Source organism: Afipia broomeae ATCC 49717 (assembly GCF_000314675.2).
GTDB classification, from domain to species: domain Bacteria; phylum Pseudomonadota; class Alphaproteobacteria; order Rhizobiales; family Xanthobacteraceae; genus Afipia; species Afipia broomeae.
This window is the reverse complement of record NZ_KB375282.1, coordinates 107,834-128,025: the sequence shown is the minus strand read 5'-3', so window position 1 is coordinate 128,025 and position 20,192 is coordinate 107,834. Positions and strand designations below refer to the sequence as shown.

At 63.4% G+C, this 20,192-nt stretch carries 23 protein-coding genes; 9 read left to right on the top strand and 14 right to left on the bottom strand.

Features of this window, described 5'->3' with window-relative positions; all coding sequences use genetic code 11:
* The first annotated feature begins 129 nt into the window (after positions 1–129).
* From HMPREF9695_RS00670 to HMPREF9695_RS00660, 3 genes are read left to right on the top strand one after another with little or no spacing between them, the layout of a single operon-like run.
* Positions 130–969: a chorismate mutase gene (locus HMPREF9695_RS00670; protein WP_006018829.1), complete on the top strand. Its 840-nt coding sequence runs from the start codon at positions 130–132 to the stop codon at positions 967–969.
* 21 nt (positions 970–990) lie between these two features.
* On the top strand, positions 991–2,085 hold the full coding sequence (gene hisC, locus HMPREF9695_RS00665; protein WP_006018828.1) for a histidinol-phosphate transaminase: 1,095 nt from the start codon (positions 991–993) through the stop codon (positions 2,083–2,085).
* Positions 2,082–3,026 carry a prephenate/arogenate dehydrogenase family protein gene (locus HMPREF9695_RS00660; RefSeq protein ID WP_024919516.1) on the top strand — a complete coding sequence of 315 codons (945 nt, stop codon included), beginning with the start codon at positions 2,082–2,084 and terminating at the stop codon, positions 3,024–3,026. Before hisC ends, HMPREF9695_RS00660 begins: the two co-directional genes overlap by 4 nt.
* 105 nt (positions 3,027–3,131) lie before the next feature.
* Here the strand turns inward: HMPREF9695_RS00660 and HMPREF9695_RS00655 are convergent, their stop codons facing one another.
* A complete protein-coding gene (locus HMPREF9695_RS00655; protein ID WP_041711752.1) occupies positions 3,132–4,259 on the bottom strand; it encodes a DUF2125 domain-containing protein in 1,128 nt (375 codons plus the stop codon).
* Positions 4,260–4,435: 176 nt separating this feature from the next.
* Between HMPREF9695_RS00655 and HMPREF9695_RS00650 the strand changes: the two genes are divergently transcribed.
* Positions 4,436–5,014 (top strand): gamma-glutamylcyclotransferase, encoded by a 579-nt coding sequence (locus tag HMPREF9695_RS00650; RefSeq protein ID WP_006018825.1) that lies wholly within the window; start codon positions 4,436–4,438, stop codon positions 5,012–5,014.
* A gap of 9 nt (positions 5,015–5,023) precedes the next feature.
* Here HMPREF9695_RS00650 and HMPREF9695_RS00645 read toward each other — a convergent pair whose 3' ends face one another.
* The 4 genes from HMPREF9695_RS00645 to ftsE form a co-directional block, all read right to left on the bottom strand.
* A complete protein-coding gene (locus HMPREF9695_RS00645; RefSeq protein WP_006018824.1) occupies positions 5,024–5,800 on the bottom strand; it encodes a lysophospholipid acyltransferase family protein in 777 nt (258 codons plus the stop codon).
* Between the two features lie 12 nt (positions 5,801–5,812).
* Positions 5,813–6,448 (bottom strand): YdcF family protein, encoded by a 636-nt coding sequence (locus HMPREF9695_RS00640; RefSeq protein ID WP_081758565.1) that lies wholly within the window; start codon positions 6,446–6,448, stop codon positions 5,813–5,815.
* A gap of 216 nt (positions 6,449–6,664) precedes the next feature.
* On the bottom strand, positions 6,665–7,627 hold the full coding sequence (locus tag HMPREF9695_RS00635; RefSeq protein WP_006018822.1) for a cell division protein FtsX: 963 nt from the start codon (positions 7,625–7,627) through the stop codon (positions 6,665–6,667).
* The gene (ftsE, locus tag HMPREF9695_RS00630) at positions 7,620–8,279 is read right to left on the bottom strand and encodes a cell division ATP-binding protein FtsE (protein ID WP_006018821.1); all 660 of its coding nucleotides are present in this window, start codon (positions 8,277–8,279) and stop codon (positions 7,620–7,622) included. Before ftsE ends, HMPREF9695_RS00635 begins: the two co-directional genes overlap by 8 nt.
* Before the next feature lie 176 nt (positions 8,280–8,455).
* Here ftsE and HMPREF9695_RS00625 point away from each other — a divergent pair, with 176 nt between their 5' ends.
* Entirely contained in the window at positions 8,456–9,325 is an 870-nt protein-coding gene (locus HMPREF9695_RS00625) for an MJ0042-type zinc finger domain-containing protein (RefSeq protein WP_006018820.1), read from the top strand.
* A complete protein-coding gene (locus HMPREF9695_RS00620; RefSeq protein WP_006018819.1) occupies positions 9,326–9,700 on the top strand; it encodes a response regulator in 375 nt (124 codons plus the stop codon).
* Position 9,701: 1 nt separating this feature from the next.
* On the opposite strand, the gene HMPREF9695_RS00615 is transcribed toward HMPREF9695_RS00620, so the two are convergent.
* Positions 9,702–10,913 carry a multidrug effflux MFS transporter gene (locus tag HMPREF9695_RS00615; RefSeq protein WP_034459899.1) on the bottom strand — a complete coding sequence of 404 codons (1,212 nt, stop codon included), beginning with the start codon at positions 10,911–10,913 and terminating at the stop codon, positions 9,702–9,704.
* A gap of 152 nt (positions 10,914–11,065) precedes the next feature.
* Here HMPREF9695_RS00615 and HMPREF9695_RS00610 point away from each other — a divergent pair, with 152 nt between their 5' ends.
* The gene (locus HMPREF9695_RS00610; protein WP_024919523.1) at positions 11,066–11,854 is read left to right on the top strand and encodes an SDR family NAD(P)-dependent oxidoreductase; all 789 of its coding nucleotides are present in this window, start codon (positions 11,066–11,068) and stop codon (positions 11,852–11,854) included.
* Between the two features lie 28 nt (positions 11,855–11,882).
* Here HMPREF9695_RS00610 and HMPREF9695_RS00605 read toward each other — a convergent pair whose 3' ends face one another.
* The gene (locus tag HMPREF9695_RS00605) at positions 11,883–12,272 is read right to left on the bottom strand and encodes an antibiotic biosynthesis monooxygenase family protein (RefSeq protein ID WP_006018816.1); all 390 of its coding nucleotides are present in this window, start codon (positions 12,270–12,272) and stop codon (positions 11,883–11,885) included.
* 98 nt (positions 12,273–12,370) lie between these two features.
* Between HMPREF9695_RS00605 and soxR the strand changes: the two genes are divergently transcribed.
* Positions 12,371–12,829 (top strand): redox-sensitive transcriptional activator SoxR, encoded by a 459-nt coding sequence (gene soxR, locus HMPREF9695_RS00600; RefSeq protein WP_006018815.1) that lies wholly within the window; start codon positions 12,371–12,373, stop codon positions 12,827–12,829.
* Between the two features lie 21 nt (positions 12,830–12,850).
* On the opposite strand, the gene HMPREF9695_RS00595 is transcribed toward soxR, so the two are convergent.
* The 6 genes from HMPREF9695_RS00595 to HMPREF9695_RS00570 form a co-directional block, all read right to left on the bottom strand.
* Positions 12,851–13,384, bottom strand: a complete 534-nt coding sequence (locus tag HMPREF9695_RS00595) for an SRPBCC family protein (protein ID WP_006018814.1) — start codon at positions 13,382–13,384, stop codon at positions 12,851–12,853.
* A gap of 36 nt (positions 13,385–13,420) precedes the next feature.
* Positions 13,421–13,819: a DoxX family protein gene (locus HMPREF9695_RS00590; protein ID WP_006018813.1), complete on the bottom strand. Its 399-nt coding sequence runs from the start codon at positions 13,817–13,819 to the stop codon at positions 13,421–13,423.
* 17 nt (positions 13,820–13,836) lie between these two features.
* Positions 13,837–14,364, bottom strand: a complete 528-nt coding sequence (locus HMPREF9695_RS00585) for an SRPBCC family protein (protein WP_006018812.1) — start codon at positions 14,362–14,364, stop codon at positions 13,837–13,839.
* A gap of 39 nt (positions 14,365–14,403) precedes the next feature.
* On the bottom strand, positions 14,404–14,841 hold the full coding sequence (locus tag HMPREF9695_RS00580) for a VOC family protein (RefSeq protein WP_006018811.1): 438 nt from the start codon (positions 14,839–14,841) through the stop codon (positions 14,404–14,406).
* A gap of 62 nt (positions 14,842–14,903) precedes the next feature.
* Positions 14,904–15,299, bottom strand: coding sequence for an ArsR/SmtB family transcription factor (locus HMPREF9695_RS00575; protein ID WP_006018810.1), 396 nt, complete (start codon positions 15,297–15,299; stop codon positions 14,904–14,906).
* 144 nt (positions 15,300–15,443) lie between these two features.
* Positions 15,444–18,005: a TIGR02302 family protein gene (locus HMPREF9695_RS00570; RefSeq protein ID WP_041710947.1), complete on the bottom strand. Its 2,562-nt coding sequence runs from the start codon at positions 18,003–18,005 to the stop codon at positions 15,444–15,446.
* A gap of 221 nt (positions 18,006–18,226) precedes the next feature.
* Here HMPREF9695_RS00570 and HMPREF9695_RS00565 point away from each other — a divergent pair, with 221 nt between their 5' ends.
* The gene (locus HMPREF9695_RS00565) at positions 18,227–18,904 is read left to right on the top strand and encodes a methyltransferase family protein (protein WP_006018808.1); all 678 of its coding nucleotides are present in this window, start codon (positions 18,227–18,229) and stop codon (positions 18,902–18,904) included.
* 55 nt (positions 18,905–18,959) lie between these two features.
* On the opposite strand, the gene HMPREF9695_RS00560 is transcribed toward HMPREF9695_RS00565, so the two are convergent.
* Positions 18,960–19,949, bottom strand: a complete 990-nt coding sequence (locus HMPREF9695_RS00560) for a Bug family tripartite tricarboxylate transporter substrate binding protein (RefSeq protein WP_006018807.1) — start codon at positions 19,947–19,949, stop codon at positions 18,960–18,962.
* Positions 19,950–20,192: the final 243 nt, after the last annotated feature.

The window sequence follows — 20,192 nt, the reverse complement described above, 5'->3', positions numbered from 1 at the left end:
CCGGAATTGCCAATGTTTTCTTTGCTTTCAGGCGCTCTCCTGCCTATCAATGCGCCCGACAAATCCCGTTTTCGATGAATTCCGGAAGGCCTTCGCGCCGCAAGCCGCGTTCGGACCCAGGTTGAACCGATGACCAAGCAACCGCCATCACTGCAGGACCTGCGCCGCGAAATCGATTCCATCGATGAGCAGGTGCACGAACTGCTGATGAAGCGCGGCGACATCATCGACCGCCTGATCTCGGTGAAGAAGACGCAGGAAGTCGGCTCGGCGTTCCGGCCCGCGCGCGAAGCCGACATGATGCGCCGTCTGGTGCAGCGTCATCGCGGCATACTGCCGCTGGACACCGTGGAGAGCATCTGGCGCGTCATCATCTCGACGTTCACTTACGTCCAGGCACCGTTCTCGGTGCATGCCGACCTGTCTGCCGGCGAGTCCGCGATGCGGGATTCGGCGCGGTTTCATTTCGGTTTTACCGTTCCGTTTCTGGCGCACTTCAATGCCGAAGCCGCGGTGGAGGCCGTTGCAAAGTCAAAGGGCGATCTCGCGTTGATCTCGGCGGTCAGCAGCCGTCTGCCGTGGTGGATCGCGCTCGAGCCTGCGGCCGCGCCGAAGATCATCGCGCGCCTGCCGTTCGTCGAGCGCGCCGATCATCCGGCCGCGCTGCCGGTGTTCGTGGTGTCGCGCGTCGCCGCCGATGCGATGGTCACCGAGGTCGGGATGTGGAGCGTGCGCGTGTCCGGCTGGAGCGCGGATGTCGCGCGTGCGCTGTCGCCGTTTTCCGAGATTATCGCCGTCCCCGACACCGCGTCCGACGGCGCCGCCTTGCTGATCTCGGTTCCGGGCCCGGATGGCCTTGCGAAAATCACCGCTGCGCTGATCGCGGCCGGAGCATCGGTGCGTTCATCGGCTCTCGTCGGGAGCCATGCAACGCGCTATACGGTGCCGCCTGCCACTACGTCCAAATAGTCTTCTTTCGGAGTTGAGTTGATGTCTCGTCCTGTGCCGAAGCCAGGAATTCTCGATATTGCGCCTTACACGCCGGGCAAGAGCGGCGCCGGGCTGACCGGCCGCGTCTTCAAGCTGTCCGCGAACGAGACCCCGCTCGGGCCGTCGCCGAAAGCCATTGCCGCTTACAAGGCCGCAGCCGATCATCTGGAGGATTACCCGGAAGGCACCTCGCGCGCGCTGCGCGAAACCATCGGACGCACCTACGGCCTCGATCCCGACCGCATCATCTGCGGCGCGGGTTCGGACGAACTGCTGAACTATCTCGCGCACACCTATCTCGGCCCCGGCGACGAGGCGATCCACACCACCCACGGCTTTCTGGTTTACCCGATCGCGACCATGGGCAACGGCGCCATCAATGTGATCGCGGCGGAGAAGAACTACACCGCCGACGTCGATGCGATCCTCGCCGCGGTGACGCCGCGCACCAAGATGGTTTGGCTAGCCAATCCGAACAACCCGACCGGCACCTATGTGCCGTTCGACGAGGTCAAGCGCCTGCGCGCGGGACTGCCGTCGCATGTGCTGCTGGTGATCGACGCGGCCTATTCTGAATACGTCTCGAAGAACGACTATGAGGCCGGCATCGAGATGGTGGCCACCACCGACAACACGGTGATGACGCGCACCTTCTCGAAGATTCACGGCCTCGCGGCGCTGCGCGTCGGCTGGATGTACGGCCCTGCCAACATCATCGATGCGGTGAACCGCATTCGCGGCCCGTTCAATGTCTCGACGCCCGCCTCCGAAGCAGCCATCGCGTCGCTGGAAGACACCGAGCATCAGAACCAGTCCCGCGCGCATAACGACACCTGGCGCACCTGGCTGACCGATGAAATCGGCAAGCTCGGGCTTGAGGTGACGCCGAGCGTGGCGAACTTCGTGCTGATCCACTTCCCGCAAACGAAGGGCAAGACGGCGGAAGATGCCGACGCGTTCCTCACCAGGCGCGGGCTGATCCTGCGCGCGCTGAAGAACTACAAGCTGCCGCATGCCCTGCGCATGACCGTCGGCACCGAGGAAGCCAACCGCCTCGTGGTTGCGGCGCTTGCCGAATTCATGGGGCAGAAGTGAGTACCACACCCATGTTCGGACGGATCGCGCTGATCGGCTTCGGCCTGATCGGCGGCTCGATCGCGCGCGCGGCGCGCGCTCAGGGGCTTGCCGGCGAGATCGTGACCACAGCGCGTTCGCCGGCGACCCGCGCCCGGGTGCAGGAGCTTGGCCTCGTCGATCGCGTGGTGGAGACGAACGCGGAGGCCGTGAAGGACGCTGACCTCGTGATCCTGTCCATCCCGGTCGGCGCGTGTGGACCGGTCGCGGAGGAAATTGCGCCGCATCTCAAACCGGGCGCCATCGTCTCCGATGTCGGCTCCGTCAAAGGCATGGTGCTGCGGGATATGTCCGCGCATCTGCCGAAGACCGTGCATTTCGTTCCGGCGCATCCCGTTGCGGGCACCGAACATTCCGGCCCCGATTCAGGCTTCGCCGAACTGTTCATCAACCGCTGGTGCATCCTGACGCCGCCGCCGGACGCCGATCCGGCCGCCGTCGAGAAGCTCGCGGCATTCTGGCGCGCGCTCGGCGCCAATGTCGAGACCATGGCCGCCGATCATCATGACCTCGTGCTCGCCGTCACCAGTCACCTGCCGCATCTGATCGCCTACACCATCGTCGGCACCGCCGATGAACTGGAAGACGTGACGCAGGCGGAAGTGCTGAAATTCTCGGCGGGCGGCTTCCGCGACTTCACCCGCATCGCCGCATCCGACCCGACCATGTGGCGCGACGTGTTCCTTGCCAACAAGGATGCCGTGCTGGAAATGCTCGGCGCGTTTCAGGAAGATCTCTCGAAGCTCACCCGCGCGATCCGGCGCGGCGACGGCGACGCGCTGTTCGATCACTTCACGCGGACCCGCGCGATCCGCCGCGGCATCGTCAGCCTTGGTCAGGAAACCGCCGATCCCGACTTCGGCCGCAAGCATGCAAATTTGCCGAAGCCGGACGGGAAGTAGATTACCTCTGATCTATCAACACGTCATTGCGAGCGTAGCGAAGCAATCCATTCCTGAATCAAAGTGGATTGCTTCGTAGCTTCGCTCCTCGCAATGACGGAAAACTCAAAACAGCGGCGCGGTCTGCGCGATCCGCAGAGGGCCGATGGAAATCACGCCCTCGGTGAATTTCAGCGGAAACGCCCGCGCGGGTTTGCCTTCGAGCGTCGAGGCCTGACCGAGCATGTTGATGCCCGCGACCACGCCGGCATTGGCGTTCTTGCGCGCGACATTGCCGAGGCCCGGAATCATCCGGTCGAGCGCACCGATCACCTTGTTGACGTCCTGTGCGCTGATGCCGGGCGCGATGCGATCGACTGACGATTGCGGCACGCCCTCCATCAACAGCTTGTCGATGCCAAGCTGCGATACGACCCGCTCAAGCCCGGCAACCGTCATCGTCAGTTCGCCGTCGAGATAACCGGTCGGCGTCAGGGCCAGCGAACCTGCGGCGACCGCGATGGTCTCGCCCTGCTGCACGCGGGACTGGGTGAAGTCGAGGCGGCCGCCCGCAGCCTGGATTTCGCGAAAGCGTTCGGGCCAGGGCTTCGGTGCAAAGTCTTTCAGGCCGCGCAGCAACGCGCGGATGTCTGCGTCAAACGGCTCGGCGAGAATCGGATGCAATCCCTGCAGGCTTCCGGCTGTCACCTCAAGCGCGGTTTCCACCACGGGATTGTTGGACAACGAGCCTTCCAGCAGGCGCGTATGTAGTTCGAGATGTTTTGCACGCAACAGTGGCGACTGAGTTGAACCGCTCATGCGATCGAGCGCCGGATCGTCGAACACCAGCGAGACGCGCTGCGGCGTGGGCAGACCGGACGCGCTGGCACGGCCTGTGGTCCAGCCGGCGACGAACGACGGCGCTTCGCCCCGGCTTGCGACGGTAGCCGGACCGGTGAATTCGGCGATGATTTTCGTCGGATCGTAAACCTGCGCGACGACCAGAATATCCTTCAAGCGCGCGGTGAGCTGGGTCTGGTCGGCAGTTTGCGACGTCAGCGTCACCACCGGATCGGTGCATCGGACTTCCATGCGGAAGGGGAATCCTGCGACCGAACGATTGGCGCATTCATAGACGCGGCCGGATTTCGCCTCGCGGGTGCGCCACTCGTCGAATTTCTCGTCGACATGAGACGCGGCATAGAACCAGAACCCGCTCCACGCCGCGGCTGCGACGAGGACCAGAACAGGCATCACGAAAACGGGCCAGAGGCGGCGGCGCGGAACGGCTGGAGATGTATGCATGGCGGGAGCTAGAGCACCGGAATCAGGCAATTGAAAGATGCACTGTTCTCGTAAATCGCGTTGAAGTCCATATGGTTGCACGCACGGCATCGGGCTGGTAGGCGTGATCGACCAGGTAAACAATCATGGCCGCAAAGATCCTTGCCGAATCCGAGTTTCCCGAGGGCGACCTGTGGGTGTTCGGCTATGGATCGCTGATCTGGAAGCCGGGTTTTGCTTTCCTCGAACAGAAGCCGGCGCGGCTGATCGGCGAGCATCGCTCGCTGTGCATCTACTCGATGGTCCATCGCGGCACCTACGAAAAACCCGGACTGGTGCTGGGGCTCGATCGCGGCGGAGCCTGTCAGGGCGTCGCGTTCCGGGTGGCGGCGGCTGAGCGAAAAGCCACCGTCGCTTACTTGCGCGAACGCGAGCAGGTCACCGGGGTCTATCGCGAAGTCATGCGCTCGGTCTGGCTCAAGGGCGATGCGCGCGTTAGGGCGCTCGCCTATGTCGCCGACCGCAGTCACGATCAGTACGCGGGACGTCTGACCATTGACGAGCAGTTACGGCTCGTCCGCCAAGGTCACGGCGCGTATGGGCCGAACGACGAATACGTCATTGCGACGGTAACCGCACTGGAGGCGCAAGGCATCCGTGACGCGCCGCTGCATCGTCTCGCGGCGATGCTCCATGGCGAAGGCGCCCTGCACCGCCACAGCTAGTCAATACGATCAGGATCTGACCGACGCGGCCACCGGCGCAGAAAACCCGATCAGGCGCACCTGTTCCTCGCGTCCCGCCTTCACCAGCCGATCGGTCGCCTCTTCGATCGCGGCTTGCAGGCGCGGCGTGAACTCCTGACGCTTCAGACCCGGCGGGATCGGATCGAGGAATTCGATCACGATCGTTCCGGGATAACGCAGGAAAGTCCGGCGCGGCCAGAACAGACCGGAGTTCAGCGCGACGGGAATACAGGGCACGCCGGCCTCGCCATAGATCAGGCTGACGCCATTCTTGTAGTCCGGCGGCGCGCCGACAGCGCGGCGCGTTCCTTCGGGGAAAATCAGGAGCTGACGGCCGCGCCTGATTTCCTCGGCGGCGCGCTTGGTGATGTCGATCAATGTGCGGCCGCCGGCGCTGCGGTTGACGCCGATCATGCCGGCCTTGAGCAGATACCAGCCGAACAGCGGCAGCCATGTCAGTTCGCGCTTGAGGATGTAAAGCGGCTGATCGAAGAATTGCAGCAGCGCGAAAGTTTCCCAGGCCGACTGATGTTTCGAGGCGACGATCAGCGGACCTTTCGGAATTTTATCGAGGCCGCGATATTCGACCTTGGTGTTGCAGATGATCCGCATCCACCAGATGCTCGTCTTGCCCCAGTTGGTCGCGATCCAGACAATGCCAGCGCGCGGCATCGCATACGTCGGGAGTCCGAGGATCACCCAGAAAGCAAGGTTCAGATAGAAAACGACATTATAGAGCAGCGAACGCAAAAATACCGAAACCATCGACAGACCTGATTAGTTAGCGGACGCAGTGGCCGGCTTCGATGGCGGGACAGCCTGTGTGCCGATTTCCGGCATGCCGCCCTGCCCCACGCCGCCGAAAGCGACCCGCGTCTGCGCAAAAACATACTTCGCGTATTCCGATAGCAGGAGCCGCAATGCGGCGCCACTCGTCCACCAGGGCTCCTCGCGCCATTTGTCGCCGACCACGGCAAACGGAACCAGTTCGATATCGGGCATGGCGTGGGACAGTTCAACGATGGCGCGCGGCATGTGATAATTCGACGTCACCACGATCAGGGAGTGGAAGCCGCGCTCGACCACCCAGCGCCGCGTCTCCGTCGCATTACTCCGGGTATTGACCGCCGACCGGTCCAGATCGACGCAGCAGGTAAGCAGGCGCTGGCTGTCGGGCAGCGTGCGCTGAATATCGCTGTAGCCGTTGGTCGGGTGCACGCCGGAGATCAGCAGCCGGCGGCCGTATCCCACCGACAACAATTCCAGCGCATCCGAGACGCGCGACGAGCCGCCGGTGAGAACCACGATGCCGTCGGCATTGCGCGACGGCTTTTCCTCGGATGGCGGCACCCGCGACAGGAAGTCGACAAAGCCCAGTCCGATAAAAAGAAGAATTCCGGCACAGGCCAGCATCACGACGCGATGGCGCAAGCGCCCGTGCGTCGGCGTGGTATCGCGGCTGTGTGTGGTCTCGGGCAATCTCAACTCGCTCAGGCGCAGATCGCGTTGTCGCGCGGTTCTCAGTCTATATCAAAATCCGGCGCGGCTGTGGCCTCAAACGCCGCCAACACCATGTTTTGACAGGTTATCTTCAGCCGAAGCCGGCGCTTTCCTCGCCTGAAAACACACTCAGTCGATTTCTTCAAGGGTCGCAAACAGCGTTCGCCGCGAAGCCCACGCCGTGACTGCGGCGATCATCAGCGTCTGGGCGGCAAGCGCGAGATAGCCCGAGGCCGGCAGCGCGAACGTCCCCAATAGCGCCGCGAACTGATCGCCCACCGGCGTCCCCGAGAACCAGCTTGCGATGGATTCCGAAAATCCGAATGTCAGCATCGCGGCGAGGCCCCCGATCAGACCGCCCTCGAGACCCAGCCGCAGAAAATGGCGGAGGAAACGGTTGGCGATGTAGCGATCCTGCGCGCCCACGAAGTGCAGCACCTCGACGATCGGGCGATTGGCTGCCATCGCACCGCGTGTGGCAAACGACACCGAGATCACGGTCGCCACGATCACGAGGATCAGAATGCCAGTGCCGGCCAGAACAATCGCGCCGGTCATCGATCGCATGCGCTCGATCCACGCACGATGATCGTCGATGGTGGCGGACGGCGCGGCCTGCGCGACACTGCGGCGCAGCGCCGCAAGATCCGGCGTCGAACCCGGCGCGACGCGCAGGACGATCACGCGCGGAACGGGAAGATCGTCGAGCGACAGTCCGGTGCCCAGCCACGGCTCCAGAAGCCGCGCCGACTCGGCCTTGCTGAATGGCCGCACTTCCAGAATTCCGGGCTGCGCACGCGCCGCATCGATGACGCTGCGAACATCGCGCTCGATGTCGCGGCCCGGCGAGGGCCGCAACTGGATCGTGAGCTCGCTGGAGACATCTGACTGCCATTCGGCGGCCGATGCGCGCACCAGCAACACCGCTCCGGTGGTCATCGACGCCAGATATGTCATGATGGCGACGACCGCGATCAGCGCGCGCCCCGAAATCGATCCACGCGGGACGATCGGCGACAGGTTGCGCGCACTCGCCGTGACTTCCGACGTGTTGTCGCCCAGATCCATCATGATCTTGCGGTCATCAATCATAGATGTGCAGCCGCGATTCATGCAGCACCATGCGCCGCGCCTCGTATTGATCCATCAACGCGATGTCGTGGGTTGCGATGATGACGGCGGTGCCGGACTTGTTCAATTGAATGAAAAGACTGAGCAGCCGCCGCGCCAACGACGGATCGACGTTGCCGGTTGGCTCGTCCGCCAGCAGCAGTTGCGGCCGGGAGATGACCGCGCGCGCAATCGCGGCGCGCTGCTTCTCGCCGCCCGACAGGATCGGCGGCAGCGCATCCATTCGCTTGCCGAGACCGACCCAGTTGAGCAGATCGATGACTTCCTTGCGATAGCTGGATTCGCTGCGTCCCATGACGCGGAACGGCAGCGCGACGTTTTCATACGTCGTCATGTGGTCGAGCAGCCGGAAGTCCTGCAACACGATGCCGATGCGCGAACGCAGATCGGCGCGCGCATCCTTGTCGAGCAGCGACACGTCCTTGCCGAACAGATTGACCAGACCCCGCGTCGGCCGCAGCGACAGGAACAGCATGCGCAGCAGCGAGGTCTTGCCGGCGCCGGACGGCCCGGTGAGAAACTGGAATGAGCGGGCGGGGATCTGGAAGGTCAGGTCGCGCAGAATCTCCGGGCCGAGCCCGTAACGCAAACCGACATTTTCGAACCGGACCAATCTCAGCTCCGTTCGACATGACCGATGGAGACGCCGCCCGGGTGCCCCCGTTCGGCCGGCAACCGCAGCGACGGATGCCATAAAACGCTTTTGCGTCCGTTATGGTTTCCGATTCGTTAACGGACGCCAGATAGCTTCTAGCCGTCTGATTCCGGTGCGTTCATTCTGGCGATTCCATGCACATCGTTTGCCCCCATTGTACGACATCTTACGCGGTCGATCCGGCGAATTTCAGCGCGGCGGGGCGCCGCGTCCGTTGCGCCCGCTGCCAGGAAGTCTGGCTCGCTGTGCCGCAGGAACTAGCCTCGGCCATGTCCGGGTACGACGTGGAAGACGTCCCTCCACAGGACGGCTTTGGCGGACAGGATGGCGGATCGGGCGATTGGCACCGCAGCGATGTGCCGCATGTCGAAAGCCCATCCATTTCCAGTGAATGGCCGCAGCCCCCGGCCGCGCAACAAGCCGTCGAGGCGGACTGGACCGCCCTGGCCCAGCAGGAGGCCATGACCGACGCCCGCCCGGCCAAACCCTCCCGGTTCGGGAAGCTTGGCTCATCCCTCGCACCGTTCCTGAAGTCCGCGAACTGGGCAAAAGCTCTCCCCGGTGTGCTGACCTTGCCGACCGCCTGCATGGCGCTCGGCGCGGTGGTGTTCGCCCTGCTCGCGTGGCGCGCCGACGTGGTGCGCGCGATGCCGCAAACCGCCGCGTTCTTCAAAATGATCGGCATGGGTGTGAACCTGCGCGGCCTCGCCTTCGAGGATCTCAAGATCAGCACCGAGACAGTGAACAACAAGACGGTCTTGCTGATCGAAGGAGCCATCATCGATGTCGCACGCCGGTCGGTGGAAATTCCGCGGCTGCGATTCATCGTGCGCGATGCCAATGGCGCGGACATCTATGCGTGGAATGCCGTGCTGGAGCAGCCCGTGCTCAATCCCGGCGAGCGGGCATGGTTCAAGACACGGCTGGCATCGCCGCCGGCCGAAGGCCGCGAAATTGCCGTGAGGTTCTTCCACAAGCGGGATATCGCGACCGGAGGAACCTGAATGTCCCGCGTTTTGATCGCCGACGACGAGGAGTCGATGCGCCTGCTGGTGGCGCGTGCGATCGCCATGGACGGTCATGAGATTGTCACGGCGGAAGACGGCGCCGAGGCGCTTGAAATCCTGACCCGCGACGAGGGCGCGTTCGATCTTCTGCTGACCGATATCAAAATGCCGGTGATGGACGGAATCGCGCTGGCGCTGGCCGCCGCGCGCGATTTCCCGCGGCTGACGATTTTGCTGATGACGGGCTTCGCCGATCAGCGCGAGCGGGCGTCCGGGCTGGAAGCCATCGTCCACGACGTCATCACCAAACCGTTTGCGGTGGCAGACATCCGCACGGCGGTTGCGGACGCACTGGCGTCGCGCAGCGACTAGGTCACTCCGCCAGTTGCGAAACGGTCTTGCGTGGACCGAGCGTCAGCCGCGTCAGGATGAAAGCCGCGACCGCGCAGACCGCAATCGTGGTCACCATCGGCAGCGCTGTTCCGTTGAAGAATGCGCTGGCGACAACGATCGTCACCGCGCCCGTGATCATCTGCAACGTTCCGCCCAGCGCCGACGCCATGCCGGCGATCGGGCCATGATCTTCCAGCGACAGCACCATGGTGGAGGGAATCACCAGCCCAAGCCAGGCGTTGGCGATGAACAGCATCACAACCAGCACAGCGAGGCTGTCGACACCGGCGGCGGTCACCGCAAACAGAGCCAGCGTCGCCACCGTGAAGCAGGTCACCGCCACCGACACCACCCGCGTGATGCCGAAGCGTGATGCAAGATATGCGCTGAACTGGGAAGCGCCGATGAAGCCGATGGCGTTGAGCGAGAATGTCAGGCCGTACTGGGTCGGCGTCAGGCCGAAGTGCCCCATATAGATGAAGGACGAACTGGCAAGGAAGGCAAAGAAGCTCGCCATGCCGAAACCGCCGATGAATGTCAGCCCGAGAAAGCGCCAGTCGCGGAACAGTTCGGCAAAACCGTCAAGCACGCTGCGGACGCTGACTTCCACGCGTTCCTCGGGCGGCCGGGTCTCGTGAAGCACGAAAGCGACCAGCAGAAACGAGATAACCGATGCAACGGTGACGGCAGCGAACACGGAGCGCCACCCGAACGGGACGATCAGCCCGCTGCCGACCAGCGGCGCCAGGATCGGCGACACGCTGAACACCAGCATGACCAGCGACATCAGGCGTGTCGCATCGACGCCAGTATGCAGGTCGCGGATCACCGCGCGGGGAATCACCATCACCGCCGCCGCGCCAAGGCCCTGCACGAACCGGAAGAAGATCAGCCACGCGATACTCGGCGCAAGTCCGCAGCCGATGCTGCCGAGCGCAAAGACGACGATCCCGAAATAGAGCGGCGGCTTGCGGCCCACCATGTCGGAGACCGGACCATAGACGATCTGGCAGACCCCGAACGCCACGAAGAACGCCATCAGCGTCATCTGGGTGGCCGCGGTGGACGCCTGGAGATCCGCCGCGATCGCCGGCAGCGCGGGCAGATACATGTCAATGGCAAAGGGCCCGATCGCGGACAGCAGGCCGAGCACGATCGCGTTCCTGGCAAAGCTTGATGATGTAGAAGACATGGCGTGACGTATCCTGAGTATTGTTGTCGTTTGTGTGAGCGGACGCGCGATCAGACCGCGTGGCCGGCATGCGAAGTTGTTGTGGGGGCCCGCGAAAAATGGTCAATGCCATGGAGAGCGCCGATGGCGTCAATCAAGAAACGGGACGGGACATGACCAAGGGACAACAGAAGGTCGCGCTGGTGACCGGCGCGGCGCGCGGCATCGGGCTTGCCGCTGCGAAACGGTTTCTGGCGGAAGGCTGGCAGGTCGCGCTGCTCGACATCGAAAAAGATCTGCTTGCCCAGACTTTCAAGGCGCTTGCAGCACCCGAGACCACGCTGGCAATCCATTGCGATGTATCGGATGCCGACGCGGTCGCTGCGGCATTCAAGCAGGCGATCCAGCATTTCGGACGGCTCGATGCGCTGGTCAACAATGCCGGCATCGCGATCTTCAAGCCGCTGCTGGAAACGACGCAGGCCGATTGGGATCGCGTCCTGGCGGTCAATCTGACCGGTCCGTTCCTTTGCACCCAGGCGGCAGCGCCGCTGATGCGTGAGACCGGCGGCGGAGCGATCGTAAACATCACCTCGATTTCGGCGCTTCGCGCCTCGACGCTGCGCACGGCTTACGGCACGAGCAAGGCCGGCCTGGCTCATCTCACCAAGCAGTTCGCGGTCGAACTCGCCACGCTCGGGATTCGCGTCAACGCCGTTGCGCCGGGCCCGGTCGACACCGCGATGGCGAAGGCGGTGCACACGCCCGCGATCCGCGCCGACTATCACGACACCATTCCGCTCAACCGCTACGGCCTCGAGGAAGAACTCGCGGAGGCGATCTTCTTCCTGTGCAGCGACCGCGCCAGTTACATCACCGGACAGATGCTTTGTGTCGATGGCGGATTCGAAGCCACCGGCATCGGCCTGCCGACACTGCGCGGCGAGGGCCGCAACGGCTGAGAACAGGTCACGTCCGCCATTTCGACGTTTAAGCGGCTGCGTCTCCCATGTGCATCGTTCTGCGGCTGCCGGTTCGCCGTGGACGGCCGGCTTCGATCCGGGATTGTCCCATGCCGTCGGTAATATCCGTGATCTGCCTCTGATATTCGGCAAACATCGCGGTCGAGATCCAGTCTTCGTAGTGATCTTCGGTTTCAAACACGCTGATGAGCAGAGCCGAGTTTCCATCGACGTCGCGGTAGACCCGGCCGCCGTGAAAACCGGGGACCCGGTCGGCGAAGCGATCGCGCGCAGCCCCGAGCAGGTTCGCCAGTTCGTCGATCTTACCCGGCTTGGGCGTGAAACTGTTGATGAGCACGAACGGCCGCGGCGGGCTGTCCTGCGATTGATTCCGATCCTGATACTTCGCTTCTGGCATGTTTCCATCTCTGATTGTCGGTCACTCACCACGTTGCGATGCTTGCGGCGGCGATGAGGGCAGCCTAGAACCTCAACTATGGTTGAGGTCAAGCGACGATGAAGCAGAACAAGCCCACCGGAATTGCACGGGAGCTGAGCGTCGGCGAGGTGGCTGAACGCTGCGGTGTCCCTGTCTCCACTCTTCACTTCTATGAATCCAAGGGACTGATTACGAGTTCGCGGAACCGCGGCAATCAGCGCCGCTATCCGCGAGCGGTGTTGCGCCGTGTCGCCGTCATCAAGGTGGCGCAGAGCACCGGATTGCCGCTGGCGACAATCCGCAATGCGCTGGCGTCGCTGCCCGACGGACGCGTCCCGACGGTCAGGGACTGGGCCAGGCTGTCGGCGGCGTGGCGCGCCGATCTCGACGACCGGATCGCCACATTGACCCGCCTGCGCGACCAGTTGAGCGGCTGTATCGGATGCGGATGCCTGTCGCTGAAGACCTGCCCGCTGCGCAATCCGGGTGACAAGGCGAGTGAGCGGGGGCCGGGCGCACGATTGTTTGATCGATAGCATGGACACCGCATCGCTCCGTCACTTTTCCGCAACCGCCTTCATGCTGGTCAGGCCCTGCTGAAACTGGCCGCCGACCATGCGATCCATCTTGAAGACCATGTGCATGATCTTCGCCATGTAGGGCGCCGGACCATGCATGGCCCAGGTCACGGTCGTCGTGCTGCCCAGCGGCCGCATGGTGAACTCGGCGATGTTGTGGGCCTCGAACGGGCTGAAGAAATCCAGCTTGATGACGATCTTCGACGGCGGCGTCGCATCGAGAATCTCCATGCGGCCATGGCCGATATTCTTGTTGCCACGCCATTCGTACACGGAGCCCTTGCCGTTCGGTGCACCGCTGAAGGTCCGCTGCATGGCGGGATCGACATGCTCGTATGGCGACCATGATCCCCAGTTTTTGTAATCGTTGATCAGCGGAAAGATCTTATCCGCCGGTGCATTGATATCGATCGAACGCTCGATGCGGAACGTGTTCGGCCGTAGCGCAGCGAGGATCAGAACGATCGCGATCACGATCGCCAGGATGATGGCAATATACATCAGGGTCGTCATGCTACTCTCCGTCTCAGATGTGATTGAGTTCGGGCGTCAGCGACGCCAGGGGAAAATCAGACGCAGCCGCTCGTCGCGCAGGTAGAGCCCGCCCCAGAGCAGAATGCCGAGATAGACGCCGAACAGCGTGTGGCTGAACAGCGGGCTGTCGGCGCGAACGTGCACATAGATCGCGCCGCCGAGATATCCGGTCAGCAAAATCGCGCCGAGCACCGAGGTCCGCGGATACGCATAGAGCAGCGTGCCAAGCAGGGTCAGCACACCCAGCGTCACCGCGAGATTCGTCGGAATACCAAGCTGGCGCGATGTCTCGACGACGACATCGAGCGGAATCAGCTTGATGACGGCGTCGAACAGCAGGAACACGATCACGAGGCCGCTGAGGACACGTCCGGTCCACAGCGCCGTCGTCGAAATCGGAACAAGCTCGTTCATGGTGCCTGCTCCGGATGTCAGGCTTGCAGCGATGCGAGATACGCGGCGAGCTGATCCCACGTTCCGCCCCACCCCTGCGTCATGCTGGCGAAGTTGCCCTCGAAGGTAGCACGTTCTTCATCCGAGCCATTGAGCGCGACCGTGCGATTGACCAGCAGGGTCTTGCCGCCCTTATCGATGAAGGTTGCGGTCCCCAGCATTTCGATCGGCCATGTCGGCGCCATCGGATGACGCGAGAGACCGCCATCCTTGTCGGAAAACGAACTGACAAAGACCAGCCGCTCGGGCTTGACGATCTCGCGGAACACCCACCTGCCCCACATCTCGCTGCCGTCCGGCGCCTGCATGCCGTAGTGAAAGGTCCCGCCCGGCCGGAGATCGAGATCGCCGACGAGCATCTTGAAACCCTTGGGGCCCCACCATTTCATCAAATGATCGCTCTGGGTGAACACTTTCCAGACGAGGTCGCGCGGCGCATCGAACAGACGCTCGATGACGAATTCCTTGCTGTAGGTTTCCGCAACGGCGGATTGAGCTGAAGCCATTTTCTTTTCTCCGAAAGATATTGCTTTGGGCGCCGGCGATCAGGCGGCTGGCACCGGCTGCGGATGCGCGAGGCTCCAGCCGTGGCCGAACGGATCGCGCACCTGCGCGTAACGCGCGCCCCAGAATGCATCCCAGGGCTCGAGGATCGATGTGGCGCCGGCGGCGATCGCGCGCTTGTAGGCTTCGTCGCAGTTCGGCACTTCGAGATGGATAAGGAATGTCGAGCCGCCGAGCTTGCCGGGAGATTCGGTCTTGCCGTCGCCGTGGCTGCAATACTCCGGGAAGTAGTCCATCAGATACACGGCCGCGCCGTTCACGGTCATCTGGGCGTGCATCAGACGCTTGCCGTCTTCCGCCGGCATGCGCAGCGTTTCGGTCGCACCGAAGGCCTTGCTGTAGAATGCCAGCGCATCGACGGCGCCATCGACCACGAGATGCGGAACGAGCGGGGGAAGCTGAGCTGATTGGTCGGCCATGGGTAACTCCGTTACTTTGGGGTGCTTGATGTAATGTGCGAGCGTCGCCGCAAGGCGGCGCTTTATTTCTTTGAAGGCGCCCGCCGTGGAGATTTCCGCTTCGCCGTCTTGCGCGGCTTTGGGGTAGCTTCCAGCGTCTCTTTCGCCTGCAGCTCGCCGAGATATTCCTCGAGGCGATCCAGTCCCGCCTCCCAGAACCGGCGATAGCTCTCGAGCCAGTCGTCGACTTCCTTGAGCGCCGCCGGTTCGATCTTGCATGGACGCCACTGCGCCGCGCGGCCGCGCGTCACCAGACCGGCATGCTCCAGCACCTTCAGATGCTTCGAGACCGCCGGCATGCTCATGGCAAACGGTTCGGCGAGCTCCGTGACCGAGGTTTCGCCGAGCACCAGCCGGGCGAGAATGGCGCGGCGGGTGGGGTCTGCCAGTGCTGCGAATTTGGTGCTGAGCGGGTCCATCGGCGTTCTCATGTAACCATTTGGTTAAATAACCTTTTGGTTAAGTACAGCCGTAGCCTGAAACTGTCAAGCGCTCTCCTGATCTGAAAAAATCGTGTGGGCTATTCCCGCGGCGGCCAGAGGCGAGCAGCGGCGGCGTAAGGCTCAATAATCCTTGAGCAAACGCTCGATGTAATCGAGCTCGATCTGCGGCCGCTGCGGGTCCGCGAGACGGCGGCGCAGCTCTTCGAGAATCCGCCGCACGCGCTGCACATCGATCTCGCCGGGAATCTTCACGGTGAGATCGTCACTCCACTCACGGCCGTTGAGAGGCCGCCCGAGCGGATCGGTGGTGTTGCCGCTGTTCTGTTGACGGCCCGTGCGATTACCCGGGCCGCCGTCCTGCCCTTCGCCCTGCTGCATCGACTGCGCGAGATTCTGCGCACCCTTGCGCAGGGCTTCGAGCGCACGGCCCTGCGAATCCGCCGCGCTGTCGGCATTGCCCTGGCCAAGCTGGTTGCCCGCGTCGCCCATCGCCGAATCGGCGTCGCCGAGCGCGTCGCCGTCGTCCTGCTGGCCGTCCTGTCCCTGGCCCGGCTGCTGCCCCTGACCCGGCTGGCCTTTGTCACCGCGCCGCCCCGGCATCATGCCGTTCTTCTTCATATCGTCGAGCAGCTTGCTCAGCCGGTCGCGCAACGCCTGCTGGTCCTGACGCAGGCCCTCCATCTGGTTCTGGTCGCCCTGCTCGCCGCGGCTGCGGTCCCGGCGCGAATCCTGGCCCTGCTTGTATGTCTTGTCGCGCAACTGCTGCTGCTTGCGGATCATGTCGCCGAGTTCGTTCAGCGCCTGCTCCATCTCGCCGTCGCCTTGCCCCGGCTGCGCCATCTGCAGGTTTTCCAGCATCTGCTGCAACTGCTCGAGCAGCGCCCGCGCGGCATCCTTGTCGCCGGAGCGCGACAGCCGCTCCATGCGATCGATCATGTTCTTGAGATCCTGCTGGCTCAACACCTTGGCATTGGGGTCCAGCGGCCGCGCCAGTTGCTGCGGGTTGTTACGCTGCTGTTCGGCCAGTTGCCGGATGAATTTATCCAGCGCAGCGCGCAGGTTCTCCGTCAGCTTCTTGATCTCTTCGTCGCTGGCGCCGCGATCGAGCGCTTCCTTCAAGGCGTCCTGCGCAGCCCGCAACGCCTTCTCGACATCGGTGATATTGCCGTCCTCGATCGCGACCGCGAGCGCCCACAGGTTGTCGACAGTCTCGCGCATGGCCTCACGCGTACTGGCATGGCCAAGCTGGGACGCGATGCTGCGCAGGCCGAGATAGTGCCCCAGCTCCGGTGTGAACGCTTCGGGGGCGATCATCAGCGCATCGAGCGCGATCAGCACCAGCGGCTTCTGGTTGGCGTCGAGTGCAAGATTGCGGCGCTGCTCGATCAGCGCGCGCGCCAGCGGCTTTACGAACAGCCGCTCCGGCAGCCGCATGTCGAACGGCTCGCTGCGCCCTTCGTTGCCGGCTTCATCCTTCGCCGTGAGCGTCAGCGTGACATCCGCGCCGGCATAGGGATTTTCGCTGAGATCCTTGACAGTCTGGCCGACGCCGTTGCGGGTGCGCACGTTCGGCAATCCGAGCGTAATCGACGGCGGATCGAACAGCGGCTGCGGTCTGGCGCTATCGTCCTCCTGCTTGCCGGCGCGAGGCGCGAACTGCGCCTGCGCTTCGGTCACGCCGTAATCGTCTTCAAGCTTGTAGGACAGCAGCAGCGCGCCCTTGGCCTGGCGCTCGGGATCCTTGGCGAGCGAGATACTCGGCGCACGATCAGGCATCGCCCTGAACGTCCATTGCGGCTGGCCCGACGGCGAGCGGACATGCGCAGTGCCGTCACCGGCAATGGTGAAGTGCCGCTCGCTGGTGCCGTGCGGCGCATTCGCTGCCGCCGGGACTTCCGTTACGCCGCCTGCTGCGGAGACGTCGAGCCTGCCGCCGCTGGAACGGACGATCAGCGTGCTGCCCGCCGGAACCGAGACAGGTCCCATGTCTGACGGAGGTGCGTCCTTGTTCAGGGAGTTCGACAGGATGATCGGCGGACGGCTGGTGTAGGGCGGCGGTGTCACCCACGCATCGACGCGAACATTCGCCGCGGAAAAGGCGCCGTCCCAGTCGAACGCCGCGACGACGCGCGCCAGACGATCGTTGCCGGCGGCGATGAAGGTCGCGACCATCAGCACGACAACCAGCGCGCGCAGCGCCCACGGATCGTGAAGCGCGAGACGCGGCGACGGCAGACCGGCGCGGATGCGCTTGATCGACGCCAGTGTCCGCGCATGCTGCTCCTGCCACAGCGCCTGGGTGATCGGATCCTGCGACTTCAGCGTATCGGTCAGCGCCGTGGCCGGACGATGGGGAATTCCGGTTCCGCGATCGAGGCGGCGCAGAGCATCCTCACGTGTCGGCCAGCGAAACCGGATTGCCGGGATCAGGGCGGCGACTGCAAGCAGGGCGAAGACCGCGAATGCAACAATGCGCACCGAGAAAGGGAACGCGACCCAGAGACCCGCCCAGGATGCCGCAAGGAACAGACCCACGACCGTCAGCAGCCGCGCGAGGTGGGGCCAGCCGCGCTCCCATGCGACCGCAAGCCGCGCCCGCCGCAAGGCTTGCGCAAGCTGAAGACGCCGGGCCTCCTCGGCAGCGCGCGGACGCTCGGATGGGTCTGGGGTCGGTCCGTTCAACAGGCTCTCCAGAGTCAACTCAGTGCAGCCTAGCACAGCGGCGGCAATGAGGCATGGCCTCAACGCCCTACCCACATGCAAAGCTGCGGCCAAAGAGCAAGGCCGCCGCCGAAAAGCCGGTCTACCGTTTCACAAAAGCGTGACGCACAGCCCCAATTCCCCGCCTTGGAAGCGCGTTGCTGCAAGTTACCTCACGCGCAGAAGAATCCGGAGACACGCAAATGAGTCCCAACGCCGGAAAGGCATTCGCCGGATTGCTGCGTTCGCTGCTCGTCATCGCAGCGCTGTTTTTCATCCCGGCCTGGTCGCTGAGATTCTGGCAGGGCTGGGTCTATCTCGCGATCATGGGCGCCGCCTCCGCCGCCATCATCCTGTATCTCGCGAAATACGACGACGCGTTGATCGGACGGCGGCTCAAGGCTGGGCCGGTCGCCGAGAAAGAGAAGAGTCAGAAGATCATTCAGACTCTGACCGCGGTGTCCGGCGTCGTTGCGTTTCTGGTGCCCGGTTTCGATTTTCGCTCGCACTGGTCGGATGTCCCGGCAGCGCTGATTGTCCTGGGCGACATCGGCGTCGTGATCGGATACGTTATCATCTTTCTTGTTTTTCGCGAAAACTCCTATGCCTCCAGCATCGTCGAAGTTGCCGAAAGCCAGAAGGTCATCTCGACGGGCCCATATGCCGTCGTCCGCCATCCGATGTATTCCGGCGCGATCCTGATGTTTCTCGCAACGCCGCTGGCGCTCGGCTCATGGTGGGCCTTCATTCCCGCAGCCATCTTGAGCGCGATGGTCGCCGTGCGCCTGATCGATGAAGAGAGATTTCTTGTCATCCACCTGCCGGGCTACGATGCTTACCGTTCGCGCGTGCGTTACCGGCTGATTCCGGGAGTGTGGTAGATCGCAACCAGGGCGGCTGCGATCAAAGCCACGGAGCCTGTGTCTGCGCGGACCGTTAGTTAATCTTGGTTCCTGCGGTGTCCACGACCCTGCCCCAACGCTCATAATCGGCGCGGATCAACTGCGCGAACGCCTCAGGCGTCGAGGTGGTGACGCTCAGGCCTTGCGCTTCAAGACGCTCGCGCACGTCCGGGAGTTTTCCGATGCGGATCACTTCCGCGTTCAGGCGCTCCACGATCGATGCCGGCGTCGCCGCGGGCACGACGAGGCCGAACCAGGAGTCCACCACGAAGTCAGCCACGCCGGCTTCCGCGGCGGTCGGCACGTTGGGAAGCAAGGGAGAACGTTCGCGGCTTGTCACTGCCAACCCCTTGACCTTGCCATCCCTGATCTGGGGCGCGAGCACAGTCAGTGTATCGAACGCGAGATTCACCTGATTGCCGAGCAAGGCATTGACCGCAGGCGCGCTGCCCTTGAACGGAACATGTAGCAAGTCCGTGCCGGTCAGGCTCTTGAACAGTTCGCCGCTCAGATGGCAGAGCGTTCCCGGACCGCACGACGAATAGGTGAACTTCCCCGGCTCCTTCTTTGCCGCGGCAACGAGATCCTTCACGCTCGATACCGGCGCGTCAGGGCTCGCTGCAAGCACGTAAGGCACCGACGCCAACGGCGATACCGGCGCGAAGCTCTTGAACGGGTCAAATTTAATGGCCGTGTTCACGTGCGGCAGAATAGTGAGCTGTCCCGCGGGCGCCAGCGACAGCGTGTATCCGTCAGGATCGGCCGCGGCCACGGTTTCAGCCGCGATGGCCGTGCCGGCGCCCGCCTTGTTTTCAACCACGACAGGCTGCTTCAGCGCCTCGCTGAGCTTCTCGCTGTAGATCCGCGCGATGGTGTCCGCAGCACCGCCAGCGGGGAACGGCACGATCAGCTTGATCGTGCGGCTCGGCCACGCGTCCGCGAAAGCGCCCGTACTGATGCCGACAAGAAGACTGGATGCAGCAGCCGCTGCGACAAGAAAACGATGAAATCCAAAAGAGCGCATGACGAATCCCCTGCCATTTCGATCAGGACTTGTCGTGCATCACTACTTTCGCCGCATGATCGCGGCGGAGGCGCGCTGATGACCTGATCGGCTGCGCGGCCGCTTCAGTGGAGCGGAGCGCATCGATGATGCTCTAAAGATCATCTCGCAACGGCCTTTCAGCAATGAAATGCTATTGCGAAATGATATGGCGCACTGGCGGATTCATCTCGCGCCGGAACAGCGATGAGAAGATAATTTTTC

Coding starts and splice junctions, on each gene's coding strand:
- HMPREF9695_RS00670 (WP_006018829.1), top strand. CDS start 130: ATGACCAAGCAACCGCCATCACTGCAGGACCTGCGCCGCGAAATCGAT.
- HMPREF9695_RS00580 (WP_006018811.1), bottom strand. CDS start 14,841: ATGGCCGACCAATCAGCTCAGCTTCCCCCGCTCGTTCCGCATCTCGTG.
- HMPREF9695_RS00605 (WP_006018816.1), bottom strand. CDS start 12,272: ATGCCAGAAGCGAAGTATCAGGATCGGAATCAATCGCAGGACAGCCCG.
- HMPREF9695_RS00620 (WP_006018819.1), top strand. CDS start 9,326: ATGTCCCGCGTTTTGATCGCCGACGACGAGGAGTCGATGCGCCTGCTG.
- HMPREF9695_RS00575 (WP_006018810.1), bottom strand. CDS start 15,299: ATGGACCCGCTCAGCACCAAATTCGCAGCACTGGCAGACCCCACCCGC.
- HMPREF9695_RS00595 (WP_006018814.1), bottom strand. CDS start 13,384: ATGACGACCCTGATGTATATTGCCATCATCCTGGCGATCGTGATCGCG.
- HMPREF9695_RS00560 (WP_006018807.1), bottom strand. CDS start 19,949: ATGCGCTCTTTTGGATTTCATCGTTTTCTTGTCGCAGCGGCTGCTGCA.
- HMPREF9695_RS00615 (WP_034459899.1), bottom strand. CDS start 10,913: ATGTCTTCTACATCATCAAGCTTTGCCAGGAACGCGATCGTGCTCGGC.
- HMPREF9695_RS00590 (WP_006018813.1), bottom strand. CDS start 13,819: ATGAACGAGCTTGTTCCGATTTCGACGACGGCGCTGTGGACCGGACGT.
- HMPREF9695_RS00640 (WP_081758565.1), bottom strand. CDS start 6,448: ATGCTGGCCTGTGCCGGAATTCTTCTTTTTATCGGACTGGGCTTTGTC.
- HMPREF9695_RS00635 (WP_006018822.1), bottom strand. CDS start 7,627: ATGATTGATGACCGCAAGATCATGATGGATCTGGGCGACAACACGTCG.
- HMPREF9695_RS00585 (WP_006018812.1), bottom strand. CDS start 14,364: ATGGCTTCAGCTCAATCCGCCGTTGCGGAAACCTACAGCAAGGAATTC.
- HMPREF9695_RS00610 (WP_024919523.1), top strand. CDS start 11,066: ATGACCAAGGGACAACAGAAGGTCGCGCTGGTGACCGGCGCGGCGCGC.
- HMPREF9695_RS00565 (WP_006018808.1), top strand. CDS start 18,227: ATGAGTCCCAACGCCGGAAAGGCATTCGCCGGATTGCTGCGTTCGCTG.
- soxR (WP_006018815.1), top strand. CDS start 12,371: ATGAAGCAGAACAAGCCCACCGGAATTGCACGGGAGCTGAGCGTCGGC.
- HMPREF9695_RS00645 (WP_006018824.1), bottom strand. CDS start 5,800: ATGGTTTCGGTATTTTTGCGTTCGCTGCTCTATAATGTCGTTTTCTAT.
- HMPREF9695_RS00650 (WP_006018825.1), top strand. CDS start 4,436: ATGGCCGCAAAGATCCTTGCCGAATCCGAGTTTCCCGAGGGCGACCTG.
- hisC (WP_006018828.1), top strand. CDS start 991: ATGTCTCGTCCTGTGCCGAAGCCAGGAATTCTCGATATTGCGCCTTAC.
- HMPREF9695_RS00625 (WP_006018820.1), top strand. CDS start 8,456: ATGCACATCGTTTGCCCCCATTGTACGACATCTTACGCGGTCGATCCG.
- HMPREF9695_RS00655 (WP_041711752.1), bottom strand. CDS start 4,259: ATGCCTGTTCTGGTCCTCGTCGCAGCCGCGGCGTGGAGCGGGTTCTGG.